The organism is Geodermatophilus sp. URMC 65 (genome assembly GCF_053502545.1).
Genome location: NZ_CP199954.1, coordinates 5,134,785 through 5,148,578 on the forward strand (window position 1 = coordinate 5,134,785; position 13,794 = coordinate 5,148,578).

12 protein-coding genes are annotated in these 13,794 nt (G+C 74.2%); 1 reads left to right on the plus strand and 11 read right to left on the minus strand.

Annotated features, from left to right (window positions below; genetic code table 11):
- Nucleotides 1-26 precede the first annotated feature (26 nt).
- The 6 genes from ACWIX7_RS24840 to ACWIX7_RS24865 form a co-directional block, all read right to left on the minus strand.
- The gene (locus ACWIX7_RS24840) at nt 27-1,103 is read right to left on the minus strand and encodes a thioredoxin (protein ID WP_448619068.1); all 1,077 of its coding nucleotides are present in this window, start codon (nt 1,101-1,103) and stop codon (nt 27-29) included.
- A 13-nt stretch (nt 1,104-1,116) separates the two neighbouring features.
- Complete coding sequence (locus tag ACWIX7_RS24845; RefSeq protein WP_448619069.1) at nt 1,117-2,328, minus strand: epoxide hydrolase family protein; 1,212 nt, start codon at nt 2,326-2,328, stop codon at nt 1,117-1,119.
- A gap of 244 nt (nt 2,329-2,572) precedes the next feature.
- The gene (locus ACWIX7_RS24850) at nt 2,573-3,016 is read right to left on the minus strand and encodes a VOC family protein (protein WP_448619070.1); all 444 of its coding nucleotides are present in this window, start codon (nt 3,014-3,016) and stop codon (nt 2,573-2,575) included.
- 82 nt (nt 3,017-3,098) lie between these two features.
- Complete coding sequence (locus ACWIX7_RS24855) at nt 3,099-4,511, minus strand: NAD(P)/FAD-dependent oxidoreductase (RefSeq protein WP_448619071.1); 1,413 nt, start codon at nt 4,509-4,511, stop codon at nt 3,099-3,101.
- On the minus strand, nt 4,508-5,866 hold the full coding sequence (locus ACWIX7_RS24860; RefSeq protein ID WP_448619072.1) for a dihydrolipoyl dehydrogenase family protein: 1,359 nt from the start codon (nt 5,864-5,866) through the stop codon (nt 4,508-4,510). Before ACWIX7_RS24860 ends, ACWIX7_RS24855 begins: the two co-directional genes overlap by 4 nt.
- Nucleotides 5,863-6,051 carry a hypothetical protein gene (locus tag ACWIX7_RS24865; RefSeq protein WP_448619073.1) on the minus strand — a complete coding sequence of 63 codons (189 nt, stop codon included), beginning with the start codon at nt 6,049-6,051 and terminating at the stop codon, nt 5,863-5,865. Before ACWIX7_RS24865 ends, ACWIX7_RS24860 begins: the two co-directional genes overlap by 4 nt.
- A 346-nt stretch (nt 6,052-6,397) precedes the next feature.
- On the opposite strand from ACWIX7_RS24865, the gene ACWIX7_RS24870 reads away from it, so the two are divergent.
- Complete coding sequence (locus tag ACWIX7_RS24870; protein WP_448619074.1) at nt 6,398-6,991, plus strand: peroxiredoxin family protein; 594 nt, start codon at nt 6,398-6,400, stop codon at nt 6,989-6,991.
- 32 nt (nt 6,992-7,023) lie between these two features.
- On the opposite strand, the gene ACWIX7_RS24875 is transcribed toward ACWIX7_RS24870, so the two are convergent.
- The 5 genes from ACWIX7_RS24875 to ACWIX7_RS24895 all read right to left on the minus strand — a co-directional run bounded on the left by ACWIX7_RS24875 (nt 7,024) and on the right by ACWIX7_RS24895 (nt 13,768).
- Complete coding sequence (locus tag ACWIX7_RS24875) at nt 7,024-8,022, minus strand: IS481 family transposase (RefSeq protein WP_448619075.1); 999 nt, start codon at nt 8,020-8,022, stop codon at nt 7,024-7,026.
- Nucleotides 8,023-8,142: 120 nt separating this feature from the next.
- The gene (locus tag ACWIX7_RS24880) at nt 8,143-10,911 is read right to left on the minus strand and encodes an ATP-binding protein (protein WP_448619076.1); all 2,769 of its coding nucleotides are present in this window, start codon (nt 10,909-10,911) and stop codon (nt 8,143-8,145) included.
- A 571-nt stretch (nt 10,912-11,482) separates the two neighbouring features.
- Entirely contained in the window at nt 11,483-12,724 is a 1,242-nt protein-coding gene (locus ACWIX7_RS24885; protein WP_448619077.1) for an epoxide hydrolase family protein, read from the minus strand.
- Nucleotides 12,725-12,854: 130 nt separating this feature from the next.
- Nucleotides 12,855-13,346, minus strand: a complete 492-nt coding sequence (locus tag ACWIX7_RS24890; protein ID WP_448619078.1) for an alpha/beta fold hydrolase — start codon at nt 13,344-13,346, stop codon at nt 12,855-12,857.
- Nucleotides 13,301-13,768: an alpha/beta fold hydrolase gene (locus tag ACWIX7_RS24895; RefSeq protein ID WP_448622188.1), complete on the minus strand. Its 468-nt coding sequence runs from the start codon at nt 13,766-13,768 to the stop codon at nt 13,301-13,303. Before ACWIX7_RS24895 ends, ACWIX7_RS24890 begins: the two co-directional genes overlap by 46 nt.
- Nucleotides 13,769-13,794: the final 26 nt, after the last annotated feature.

Below are 13,794 nucleotides of genomic sequence, written 5' to 3' on the forward strand. Positions count from 1 at the left end.
CGCAGGCACGACGGGGCCCGTGCGGGCTATCCGAAGGTGAGGGCGTGGACCGCGACGCCGGGGTCGAGGAACTCGACCTCGAAGGTCCCGCCGGTGACCCGGCCGCGTCGACGGACGAGCTGGTACAGACGGGGTTCGGTGACCGTGCCCTGACCGGTGCTGTCGACGTCGAGGCCGTGGTCGGCGTCCGGGGCCCGGCCGTCGAGCTGCACGCGGAAGCGCACCGTCGCCCCGGGAGCCGGTGGCGCCACGACCAGGTGGAGGTCCCGGGCGTGGAAGCGGCACGTGAGGCGTCCGCCGGGCTCGTGCGAGGACGACGACTCGCTGCCGACCGTCCAGCTGCCGGCGAGGGACCAGTGCCCGAGGCGCAGCCGCTCGGCCGCGGTGTAGGCGTGCGGCTGGTCCGGCACGACGTCGGGGGAGGAGGCGAACCCGGAGGTGCGGTCGTAGCCGAGGTGGATCTCCGCGGAGCGGAGCGTGTCCCAGTCGGCGGGGGCCTCGATGCCGCGGGCGTCGACCGGCGCCGGTTCGGGGCCGAGGTCGCCGGCCCCGGCCTCGGCGAGGAGCTGCCGGAGGACCGTCTCGTCCTCCTCGTAGCCGCCCTCGCCGAAGCTGTGGTGGCGGAGGCGTCCTCCGGCGTCGACCAGGTAGCGGGCCGGCCAGAAGTGGTTGTGGAAGGAGCGCCAGACCGCGAAGTGGTCGTCGATCGCCACGGGGTGGCCGATGGACCGGTTCCGCATGGCCCGGCGGACGTTGTCCACGTCGTGCTCGAAGGAGAACTCCGGTGAGTGCACGCCGACCACGACCAGCCCGGAGTCGCGGTAGGCCTCCTCCCACGCCCGGACGTGGGGCAGCGACCGGAGCCAGTTGATGCAGGTGTAGGTCCGGAAGTCGACCAGCACCACGCGACCGCGGAGGTCCGCGCCGGTGAGCGGCGGGGAGTTGAGCCAGTCCGTGGCTCCGGCGAGGGAGAACCCGTCCTCTGCCGGCCAGAGGGCGTCCTCGCCGTCGGCCGCCCCGCGGTCCTCGGCCCGGACGGCGTCGTGGGACAACCGCTGCCCGAGACGGCGGGCGACGTCGACCAGGCGGTCGTGGGATGCCATGGCCCGGGGACGGTCAGCGGACCGACCGGAACGCGGCGCGCAGTTCCTCGGCGAAGAGCTGCGGCTGCTCCCAGGCGGCGAAGTGGCCGCCCCGGTCGGCCCGGTTGTAGTGGATCAGGTTGGGGTAGGCCCGCTCCGTCCAGCTGCGCGGAGCCTCGTACTGCTCACCCGGGAAGACGGTCACGGCCACCGGGATCGTGACGCCCTTGGCGTCGAAGAAGCCGCCCCGGTACTCCCAGTAGAGGCGGGACGCGGAGACCCCGGTGTTGGTCAGCCAGTAGAGCGTGATGTTGTCGAGCACCTCGTCCCGCGTCAGCTCACCGGTGGCGCTGGCGTGCCGGTCCAGAGCCGCGACGACCGCCGCGGCCGGCTGGCCGTCGGCGTCGTTGTGGTCGAGCAGCCAGGCGGCCAGGCCGACGGGTGAGTCCGCGATGCCGTACAGGGTCTGCGGGCGCGCGGCCATGTACCGGGCGTACTCCACCTGCCCGAACGTCCGGATCAGCTGCTCGTAGGCGCGCCGCTCCTCGGCGGAGAGCCCGGCGGGCGGCGGCTGACCCGCCAGCGCGGCGTCGTTGACGTCGGCGGGCACGGTGGCCGGCATGTTGGTGTGGACGGCGAGCAGCCCCTCGGGCGCCTGCAGTCCCATCTGGTCGACGACGAAGGCACCCCAGTCGCCGCCCTGGGCGACGTAGCGGGTGTAGCCCAGCCGTCCCATCAGTTCCGCCCAGGCCCGGGCCATGCGCTCCGGGCCCCAGCCGGTGCTCGTGGGCTTGCCCGAGAACCCGTAGCCGGGCATGGACGGGACCACCACGTGGAAGGCGTCCGCGGCGCTCCCGCCGTGTGCCGTCGGGTCGGTGAGCCGGTCGATGATCTTGAGCTGCTCGATCACCGAGCCGGGCCACCCGTGGTTGACGACGATCGGCAGCGCGTCCTCGTGCTGGGACCGGGCGTGGATGAAGTGGATCTCCAGGCCGTCGATGTCGGTGGTGAACTGCGGCAGCGCGTTGAGCCTCGCCTCGCAGGCGCGCCAGTCGTAGTCCGTGGCCCAGTGGCGGGCCAGCTCCTGCACCATGGCGAGCGGCACGCCCTGCGACTGGTCCGCGACGGTCTCCTCCTCCGGCCACTGCGTCGCGGCGATGCGCCGTCGCAGGTCGGTGAGCTTCTCCTCGGGGATGTCCACGTGGAAGGGGCGGATCCCGGTGGCGGTCTCGACGGTGCTGGTCATGACGTCCCTCTCTCGCGCAGTGACCGGAACTCGGCCCGTACCTCGGTCGTGACGAGGTCCGGTCCTGCTCCGTGGCGACGTGGTCTGCGGCCTCCGTGGTCGGTGTCAGCAGGGAGCCTGGCGGTGCCCTGAGCGCCGCGCGCCCGTCGTGGTCCCTGGTCCGTCCCTGGTCTCCACCGGTCCACTGGTCCGCTGGTCCCTCCCCGGTGGGCGGTCGGGAGGAGCGGCCTCCACCGCCGCGGCGTCAGCGGCCCGGCAGCCGGGTCGTGATCTCCTGGAGCACCCAGCCGTTGCCGTCCGGGTCGCTGAACACGGCGTGCGACTGGTAGCTCCGACCCTCGGGGTCCCGCCCGGGCAACCGGACACCAGGGTCGTCCGGGTGGAACCGCCCGGCCGGGCCGTGGAAGACCTCGCTCACCGGGGCGCCGCGCTCGACGTACTCGGCGCGCGTGGCCTCGATGTCCTCCGTGACGAGCAGCAGCCCCTGCTGCGATCCCGGCGGCACCGTCGTCACACCGGTGCCGAAGGCGATCGAGCAGGACGACCCGGGCGGGGTGAGCTGCACGATGCGGAAGTCGGCGCCGCTGACGATGTCGGCGTCCTCGCGCCACCCGAGCCCCTTGTAGAACTGCTTGGCGCGGTCGACGTCGGACACGGGCAGGACGACGACCTCGAGCTTCACGTCCACGAGCGGACCTCCTCAATCTGGGGTGTGACGGCCGGTGCGGTCACCGGCACGGCGCCGAGGGCCGCCCGTCCACGTGTGGGCGTCACGGCGGCGAGGCGCTCGCGCGGGCCGCCGTCCCGGCGCGAGCACCGTCCGGTCCGGGGGGACGACGATCAGCCGTGACGGACGGCACGCCCTGTTCCCCGGCCAGTCGACCGGCGGCCGGGTCGACCAGACCGAGCTGCGCGGCGATCGGCCGGCTGACCAGGTTCACCGCCCAGTCGGTGGCGACCCGCAGCCGGTTCGCCGCTGCCGGGAGGGCGTAGAGGTGGTAGCCCTTCGTCGTGACCTTGGCCGTCAGCCCGGTCAGCGGGAGGCCGAGCGGCCGCGCGACGGCCGCCGCGCCGCCGAGGTCGGCCACCAACCCGAGGTCCCGGCGCCGGTAGGGACGCGGCCGGCCGAAGCCCAGGTCCGCGGCGATGTTGCGGCCGATGGTCACGCCCTGCCGCTGGGCGTGCTGCGCGGTGGGCGGGTAGTCCGTGCCCGTCTCGCTGAAGGGGTCCCGGGCGGCGGCGGTGTCGCCGGCGGCCCAGACCCCGTCGCGGAGCCGGAGCTGCTCGTCGACGACGAGCCGGCCCCGCGCCACGGGCAGGCCGAGGCGCTCCACCAGGGCCGGCGGGGTCACCCCGACGGTCCACAGGACGGTCCGGGTCGCCAGCCGGGTGCCGTCGGAGAGGAGGATCCCGTCGTCGGTCACCTCCGACACCGTCGTGCCGAGCCGGACGTCCATGCCCCGGCGGCGGATGACCCGCATGGCGGCGCGGCCGAGCCGCGGGCCGAGCTCGGGCAGCACCCGCGGGGCCAGGTCCAGGAGCACCCACTGCAGGTCGTCCGGGGAGAGCCGGGGGAACCGGTCCAGCTGCGAGGTGGTCATGTGCTGCAGCTGCGCGGCGGTCTCCGTGCCCGTGTAGCCGGCGCCGACGACCACGAAGGTCAACCGGGCCCGGCGCTCCTCCCGGTCGTGGGTGGCGTCGGCCAGCTCCATCTGGCGCAGCACGTGGTCGTGCACGTACTGCGCCTCCACCAGGGTCTTGAGCCCCAGTCCGTGCGTGGCCACCCCGGGCGTGGGCAGCACGCGGGTGACGCTGCCGGTGGTCAGCGTCAGCCGGTCCCAGGCGACCGGGGCCAGGGGACACCCGGCGGCGGCCAGGGTCAGCGTCCGCCGGTCGAAGTCGACCATCTCGACCGTCGCCTGCAGGATGCGGGTGCGGCGCAGCCGGGCGTGCAGGGGGACGGCGATGCGTCGCGGGTCCAGTCGTCCGGCGGCCACCTCGGGCAGGAGAGGGCTGTAGCAGAGGTGGTCGGTGGCGCTGACCAGCGTCAGCTCGGCGGCCTCCGCGGGCAGCAGGCGCTCCAGCGTGCGGGCGGCGTAGAAGCCGGCGAACCCGCCGCCCACCACCACGACCGACGGGGTGGTCGTCGTGGTCCTCCTCCGCGGCCCGGACGGGTCGTTCACGGCGACGCCGCCTCGAGGGGCCGCTCCGCCGTGACCTCGGCGAGCAGCGACTGCAGCGCCGAGAGGTGGATCTCGGAGAAGGTGGGGAACGGCTGGATGGTGTCGACCAGGACCTCCAGCGGCACCCCGCCGCGGATCGCCACCGTGGCCTGCTGGAGCCACTCGCCTGCCTCGGGACCGAGCGCGTAGGCGCCGGTCAGTCGCCGACCGTCGCTGAGCAGGGTCAGGAAACCGTTGCTCTCGGCGTACGCGCGGGTGTGGACCGCCGTCTTGGCGACGCCCGACAGCGCAGCCGTGGCGCGCAACGGTGCCTCCGCGGCACCGACGGCAGCGGCCTGCGGATCGGTGAACACGACGCGGGGGACGGCCTCGTAGTGCGCCTCGCGCGGTCGGCCCAGGATGTTGGCCGCGACGATCCTGCCCTGGTACTTGCCGACGTGCGTCAGGGGCCAGATGCCGGTGACGTCGCCGATCGCCCACAGCCCGTCGCCGGCGCGCAGGTGGCTGTCCACCGGGATGCCACGGGCATCCGCCCGCACCCCGACCGTCTCCAGGCCGAGATCCGCGACCCGCGGCCTGCGGCCGGTGGCGACGAGCAGGCGGTCGCCGCGCAGCTCACGGCCGTCGTCCAGGTGGAGGACGACGTCGGCGCCGTCGCGTCGCACGCTCCGGGCGGTGCGACCGAGCTCCAGCTCGACGCCGTCGCGACGCAGTGCCTCGCCGAGTGCGGTTCCCAGCGGCGCGGCCTCGCGGGGGAGCAGGTGGTCCCTCATCTCCACGACCACAGCCCCGCCACCCAGGCGCCGGACGGCCTGGGCCGTCTCCACGCCCACCGGGCCGCCGCCGAGGACGAGCATCCGGCGGGGGACGGCCGCCATGGCGGTCGCCTCCCGGCTGGTCCAGAGGTCGTCGATCTCCCGGAGTCCCGGGACCGGGGGGATGACGGGGTCCGAGCCGGTCGCGATGACGACGTGCCCGGCCGTGTGCCGGACCCCGTCGACCTCGACCGCCCCCGGCCCGGCGAGCCGGCCCGTGCCGCGCAGCAACCGGATGCCCTTGTCGGACAGCCAGCGCTCCTGGCCGGCATCGGAGTAGCCCGAGACCATGGAGTCCCGCCAGGCGAGCGCGGCCTGGACGTCGACCTGCGCGGTGGCCGCCGCCTCGCGCGCGCCGTGCACCGCCTCGCCGGGGCGGAGGAGCGTCTTGGACGGGATGCAGGCCCAGTACGAGCACTCACCGCCGACGAGGTCGCGCTCGACGAGCGCGACGCGCAGCCCGCCGTCGGCGAGGGCGCCGGCGCAGTGCTCCCCGGGCGAGCCGCCCCCGAGGACGATGACGTCGTGGTCGGTGGTCACCGCGGCACCGACTCCGTGTGCCGAGTGGCGTCGGCGACGGCCAGGTCCTCGGTCCGGCCCCGCTCGCGCGCGATGACGTAGGCGGCGTACCAGTCCGACCAGTGGTGCGGCGGTGCGGTCGGCTCGTACCGGCCGTGGTGCTCCTCGGCCTCCCGCAGGAGCTCGGTCAGCCTCGTGACGTCCATCGGTGGTCCTCGTCCTCGGGGGAGCCGGCACCCGACGGGGCAGGCTCGACCACCCTGGCGCGGCCACCCCCGGGGTCGCCCCAGGGAGACTCCCTGGTCTGCTGCCCGGTCGTCGGCTGAGCGCTGGGGGCGGAGGGCGTGTGCCGGACCAGGGAGGCACCAGGGGATCTCCCTGGGGCGAGGGGCTGCTCGATGCCGCCACGGTGGACCGGGAGGCCGGCCGGCGGAGGCGTCCGGTCACCGGACGGGACACGAGGGGACGTGCGACACCTCGTCGCCGCGACGCACCCTCGGGTGCGGCGTCCGGAGTCGCCGTCCCCGGCGCCCGATGAGAGGCGGTGACGCCATGCGGTCCGACATCGTCCCCGGCGGGGTCTTCCCCGACTACGCGCTCCCCGACCACACCGGGACCGTCCACACGCTCAGCCGGCTCCAGGGCCGTGACCCGCTGATCCTCACGCTGGCGCGCGGTCACCACTGTCCGGAGGAGCACCAGCAGCACCTCGAGCTGGCGGCGTTCCAGCCGGAGATCGCGGTGGCCCACACCCAGGTCGTCACGATCGCGACCGACGACCACCACACGCTGCAGGAGTTCCGCGCGTCCGTCGGCGCCCGGTGGACCTTCCTCTCCGACCCCGGGCGGATCGTCCAGCAGGACCTCGACATCCAGGAGTACACCGACCCCGAGAACGACCCGATGATCCCGCACACGCTCGTGCTCAAGCCCGGCCTGGTCGTCCACTCGGTCTACAACGGCTACTGGTTCTGGGGTCGCCCGTCGGTCCAGGACCTCTGGCACGACCTGCGCGCGGCGACGGCCGAGATCCGCCCGGACTGGGACCTGAGCGCGCCGGGGCTGCGTGCGGCCTGGACCGCCGGCGACTGGTCGCCCTCCCACGGGCGGGACGGACGCGCCCGGACGCCGCTCGCCACGACCTGAGGCTCCGTCGCGACCACGGACCGCGGGGCCGGCTAGGTGTACTGACCGGAGACGTTGGTGCAGCGGCTGATCGGCGGGAGATTGCCCAGGGCGGTGTGTGGCCGGTGGTGGTTGTAGTGGTGCAGCCAGCCTGACAGGGCCGCCCGTCGCGCGGGCTCGGAGGTGTAGAGCCGCTTGTAGGCCCACTCGGCGAGCAGCGTGCGGTTGAGCCGTTCGACTTTTCCGTTCGTCCGGGGTCGGCGGACGCGGGTCCGTGAATGCCGGATGTCCAGCCGGCGGTGTTCATCACGCCAGGCGTGACTGACATAGGGGCTGCCGTTGTCGGTCAGCACGCGCTCGACGGTGATGCCGTGGCCGGCGAAGAACGTCCGGGCCCGCCCCCAGAAGGCCAGCGCCGTGGCGGCAGTCTCGTCGTCGAGGGCCTCGCTGTAGGCCAGCCGGGTGTGGGCGTCGATGGCCGAGTGCACGTAGCAGTAGCCGATGTGGGGACGGCCGTGCACCTTGCGGGGGCGGGCGGGGTCGCGGTGTGCGTGCCGGTGCACCTGGCCCTGCGCACGGCCGAGCTTGGCCCAGCCGCCGCCATCGGGGATGTTGCCCAGCTTCTTGACGTCGACGTGCACCAGCTCGCCGGGGCGGGTCATCTCGTAGCGGCGGATCGGTTCACCGGTGAGCCGGTCGACGTGCCAGAGCCGGTTGATCCGGCAGGCGACCAGGATGCGGTGCACGGTCGAGGGCGCCCGGCCGACCCGGGCCGCGATCGCCACCGGGCCGAGTCGCTGCTTCCAGCGCATGTGCACGATCTTGCGTAACACCGGCTGGGGCGTACGCCGCGGCGAGTGATGCGGCCGGCTGGACCGGTCAACCATGCCGGCCGGTCCAAGGTCACGGTAGCGATCCGCCCATCGCTTGGCCGTCGTCCGAGCCACCTGGAAGCGCTCCGCGGCGCGGGCGATCGGCCAGCCGTGATCGACGATGCAGCGGGCCAGCCGTAGCCGGCCGGTCTCGCTCAAGGGCGCATTACGGTGAACCACGAGGGACCTCCTGGGTCTGGATGGGTGCTTGGCAGCTCCCACACCGAACCCGGAGGTCCCTCCTCACATCAAGATCAGCCTCGGCTGGAGGCGGTGCACCAACCTGTCCGACCAGTACAGCTAGGTGGCGGTGGCGGCGCCGTCCGGCAGGGACCGCCGCAGCTCGCGGCGCGTGGCGACTCCGAGCTTGGTGAAGACCTTGCGGAGGTGCCACTCGACCGTCCGGGGGCTGAGGTACAGCTCGGCACCGATCTCGCGGTTGGTGAGCCCTCGTGTGGCGAGCCTGGCGATGTGGGCCTCCTGGGCGGTGAGCTCCCCGGTGGTCTCCGCCGTGCGCTTGCGCACCGTCTCCCCGGTGGCCAGCAGCTCGTGGCGCGCGCGCTCGGCGAAGGCGGCGACGCCCATCGCGGTGAACGCCTCGTGGGCGGTGCGCAGCTGGGCGCGGGCGTCGACGCGGCGACCCTCCCGCCGCAGCCACTCGCCGTAGAGCAGCCGAGCCCGGGCGAGCTCGACGCGGACGGTGGTGCGGCCGAGTCGGTCGAGGGCCTCCAGGTGAAGCCCCTCGGCAGTGCGACCGCCGCTCAGCAGGGCGCGCCTGCCCGCCTCGACCCCGAGCGCCCACTCCGTGCCGCTGGCCCGCGCCATGGTCGAGAGCTGCTCCAGCGCAGCAGCCGCCGCCCCGGTGTCCCCGGTCCGCACGCCCGCCTCGACGAGTTCGGCGAGCGCCCACTGGGGTGGCCCGAGTCCGAGGGGGGACGCGGCCGCCTCGCAGGCCGCACGCAGGGCGTCCCCGTAGCGGCCGAGGCCGTTGCACAGCACGGCCCGGGCCCACTGCACCATGGTGGCGCCGGCCCCTTCGCCCCGGGCGGTGACGTCCTCCAGACAGCGCTGGATCAGCGGTTCGGCCTGTGCGGCGTCCCCCCGGACGGCGAGCAGCCCGACCTCCCCGTAGGGCGCGAGACTGCTCCTCGTCACCTCGGTGACGGACCGGGCCTCCTCCACCAGGGACGCCGCGGTGGCAAGGTCGCCGGTGAAGAGGTGCACCTCGGCACGGGTGTGGAGGGCCAGGGGGAGGGCGCTGAGGGCTCCCGAGTCGCGGGTGACGTCCAGGTGCCGACGGGTGAGGACGTCCCAGCTGCCGTCGTCCCACAGGGACGCCGCCGTGGCGGCCGCGAGCCAGGCGGAACGCAGCGCCTCGTCCAGCGTCAGCTCCTCGGTGACGAACGCCCGCACCGCCCGGTGCAGGAGCGGCGTCGCGGGCGCGTACCCGTCGGTGAACAGCACCGCGAGCCCGGCCAGGAGCGCGTCCCCCTTGCGCGGGGCATCCGGCGTGGGCGCCTCCCGCACGGCCTCGGCGACCTGTCGCGCTCCCGGACCGGCAGCCAGCCGTCCGGCGAACAGCGCGGCGGAGAGCGCGTCCAGGTAGGTGTCCCGGGACAGCTGCGCATCGAGCGGTTCCAGTCGGCGGGCCGCGGGCAGCAGCAGTGGCAGCGACTCGTTGCCACGGTTCGCCGCGAAGGAGATCTCCGCCCGGAGCAGGTCGACCCGTGCCCGCCCGGCGTCCCCGAGCGGTCCTCCGTCGGCCGTGGCCAGGAGGGCCGAGGCGTCGTCGAGCGCCCCGGCGTGCACCTTGGCCTGTGCGGCGTCCAGGGAGCGCCCTGCCCGCCGTGCCGGGTCGGGCGTCAGCGCTGCGGCCTGTTCGAGGAACGCGGCCGCCGCCGCCAGCCCGCCGTGCGAGAAGGCGCGGCCGGCGGAACGCTCCAGTTCTGCGGCGGTGTCCTCGTCCGGGCCGACCGCGGCGCGGGAGCGGTGCCACGCCCGACGGTCGGGGTCCACCTCCGGGTCGGTGACGTCGGCGAGCGCTCGGTGGACCTCCCGCCGTTCGGCCGGTGTGGCCGACCGGTAGACCGCCGAGCGGACCAGCGGGTGCCGGAACCGGACCCGGTCGCGCAGCTCGATCAGGCCCGAGGCCTCGGCCGCAGCCGCGGCCCCGGACCCGATGCCGAGCCGCTCGGCGGCGCGCCACAGCAGCTGGACGTCACCGACCGGTTCGGCGGCCGCCGTCAGCAGCAGTCGGAGCGACTGCGGCGGGAGGGGCGCCGCCTGGCGCAGGAACCCCTGTTCCAGCCGCTGGACCAAGGGTGTCGCGCTGTGGCCGGTCTCGCCCCCGAAGGCCAGGTCGGCCGGCGCGAGCCCTCGCGGCAGCTCGAGGAGAGCGAGCGGGTTGCCGTGGCTCTCGGCCAGGATGCGGTCACGTACCCGGGGATCGAGCACGCCGGTCACCGATGACTCCAGGAGTGCCGCCGCATCGCCGGCGCCCAAGCCCCGCACCACGAGATCCGGGAGCCCGCTGAGCTGGGGCTCCTCGTCGGACGCGCGCACGGCGAAGACCATCGCCACGCGTTCGTGCACGAGGCGGCGGGCGACGAACTCCAGCGCCTGCGCGGACGCCCGGTCCAGCCACTGGGCGTCGTCCACGACGCAGACCAGCGGTCGCTCCTCGGCCACCTCGGACAGGAGGGCGAGCACCGCCACACCCACGAGGAAGCGGTCCGGGGTGCTGCCCGGCCGCAGTCCGAAGGCGGTGCCGAGCGCTTCCTGCTGGGGGTCGGGCAACTTGCCCAGCCGGTCCAGGTGGGGGCTGCACAGCTGGTGCAGGCCGGCGAACGCGAGCTCCATCTCCGACTCGACACCGGCCGCCCGGGCCACTCGGCACCCCGCTGCGCGGTCGAGGAGGACGTCGAGCAACGCGGTCTTGCCGATCCCGGTCTCGCCGCGTAGCACCAGGACCTGGCTGCGGCCCGCCTTCGCCGCCGCCACCAGGGTGCTCAGCGTCTCGCACTCCATCCGGCGTCCGAGCAGGCCTGGCCACGATCTGGTACCGGACATGGGTTACACCGCCAGAGGTCGTCGGAGGGCGCGCCGGATGGTCCGTGCTCGACCACGTGCCGGGCCGCCGGGCGGACACGGCCCTCCCGGTCCGATGCCGGACGGTCGATCAGCCGACCGGGAGGGGGTCCGGGAGGAGACGGTTCGTGGACGGGTGCACGCCGGCCGGGAACCCGTGGAGATCAGCAGGGGGTGACGGAGGGGCGGTTCTTGGTCGGACGCCACGAGATGGGACTGCCATCACGCCTCCTCATCGGGAGCCGGGGGAGCGGTGACCGGCCGGCGCAGGAGCCGGGCGGGAACTCCCCGGCGCCATCACGCTAGGGGAGGCGATCCGGGCACACATGTGTCATTTGACCTCGACGGCCGCCGGTGGTGTCGGACCCGACCGCGGCGACCGCCGCCGCGACCGCGTCGTCGACGTGCGCGGACGACCAGTGACCGGTGCGGGTCCCGAGCACGGGACACCGGCCGGCGTGCAGCGGGACCTGCGCTGTGCAGGGGACGTGGACGGCTGCGCGGAGCGGCTCCAGGGACACCACCGGTGTCCCTGGAGCCGCGGCGCCCGTGATCAGTGACGCGGTTCGGGGACCTGGGGTCCGCGCAGGGGGCGGAACGCGGCCCGGACCTCGGTCGCGAACAGCTCGGGCTCCTCCCAGGCGGCGAAGTGGCCGCCGCGGTCGACCTCGTTGAAGTAGGTGAGGTCGGGATACGCCCTCTCGACCCAGCTCCGCGGGGCCCGCCAGATCTCGCCGGGGAACGTGGTGAAGCCGGTCGGGACCGACACCGCCGCAGGAGCCCGGCCGGCCGCTGCGGCGGCGGCCGCGGGAGCGTCGGGTCCGTAGCTGTCCCAGTACGACCGGGCCGCCGAGGCGCCGGTGCCGGTCAGCCAGTACAGCGTGATGTTGTCGAGGACGTGGTCGCGGGTGAGGTTGCCGGTGGGCCGCCCGTCGACGAAGGCGCCGGAGATCTTGTAGTAGGCGTCGGTGTCGTGGTCGAGCATCCAGGCGGCCAGGGCGGCGGGTGAGTCGAGCAGCGCGTAGCCGATCGTCTGCGGCCGGGTGGCCTGCTCGAGGAAGTAGGCGAAGCCGCTGGTCCGGAACGTCTCGACCGCGTCGGCCGCCGCGCGTTCCTGCTCGGTGTCCGTGGGCTGGGGACCGGCCAGCGCCGACACGAGCAGGTTGAGGTGGATGCCGAGCAGGCCCTCGGGGGCCTGGCGGCCCATCGCGTCGGTGACGCCGGCGCCCACGTCACCGCCCTGGGCGACGTAGCGGGTACAGCCGAGGCGACGCATCAGCTCGGCCCAGGCGCGCCCGACGCGGGCGACGTCCCACCCGATCTCCCGCGGCTCCCCGGAGAAGCCGTAGCCGGGCAGGGAGGGCAGCACGACGTCGAAGGCGTCCTGGGCGCGGCCGCCGTACGCGGTCGGGTCGGTGAGCGGGCCGATGGAGTCGAGCAGCTCGATGACCGAGCCGGGCCAGCCGTGCGTCACGACCAGCGGAAGTGCGTCCCGGTGCGGTGACCGGACGTGGACGAAGTGGATGTCCACCCCGTCGATGTGGGTCGTGAACTGTGGCAGCGCGTTCAGCCGCGCCTCGATCCGGTGCATGTCGTAGTCGTTCGCCCAGTAGCGGCAGAGCTCCTGCATCGTCGCCAGCTGCACGCCCTGCGACCGGTCGTCGACCAGCTCTCGGGTGGGCCAGCGCGTCGCGGCGATGCGGCGGCGCAGCTCGACCAGCGCGCTCTCGGGTGTCTCGATCCGGAACGGGCGGACCGCTGCGGCGGCTGCAGATCGCTCGGTTGTGGTGGCCACGTGTGCCTCCTGTGTCGACGAGGCCGCCAAGCGTGATGACCTCGTCGCCACCTCGCGCCCGTGGAAGTCCCTGGTCCTCCCCGCGTGGACGGGGGGACGGTGGACGGGCGTGCCACCGTCCCCCTCCGGATCAATGCAGGGACCGGAACGCGGCGCGCATCTCCTCGGCGAAGACCTGCGGCTCCTCCCACGCCGGGAAGTGGCCGCCGCGCTCGGCCTCGTGGAAGTAGACGAGGTCGGGGAACGCCCGCCGGGCCCACGTCTCGGGAGCCCGGAAGAGGTCGTCGTCCGGACACACCGTGATGGCCACGGGCATCCTGATCGTGTCGGTCCTCTGCCCGGCCGCGCTGATCAGGCTCTGTGCCCGGTTCTCCCAGTACAGCCTCGCCCCGGAGGCCACGGTGTTGGTCAACCAGTGCAGGGAGAAGTTGTCCAGCACCTCGTCGACGGTCGGCGTCTGCGCGGGGTCCCTGCCGTACGTCCACTTCCCGAACCCGCCGTGCACGAGCATCCACCCGGCGAGCCCGGCGGGGGAGTCCGTGAGGCCATAGCCGACCGCCTGCGGTCGCGCGGTCATCATCTGGTAGTAGTCCCAGCCCCCGGTCGCGAGGAACCTCCGCACGTCGTCGAACGCCGCCTGTTCCTCCTCGGAGAGTCCCGCCGGTGCCGGCCCGCCGCTGGCGATCGCCGCAGCGGCATCGGGCGGGACACCGCCGGCAGGTTGGTGTGGATCCCGAGCAGTCCCTCGGGCGCCTGCCGTCCCATCGCCTCGACGACGCCGGCCCCCCAGTCACCGCCCTGCGAGACGTAGCGCTCGTACCCCAGGCGCTTCATCAGCACGTCCCAGGCACGCCCGATCCGTTCGACGTCCCAGCCGGTCTCCGTCGGTCGTGACGAGAACCCGTAGCCCGGCAGGGAGGGGATGACGACGTCGAAGGCGTCCTCCGCCCGACCGCCGTGCGCCGTCGGGTCGGTGAGCGGAGCGATGACCTTGATCTGCTCGATGACCGAGCCCGGCCACCCGTGGGAGATGACCAGCGGCAGCGCCCTCGTGCCGGGAGCGGACGTGG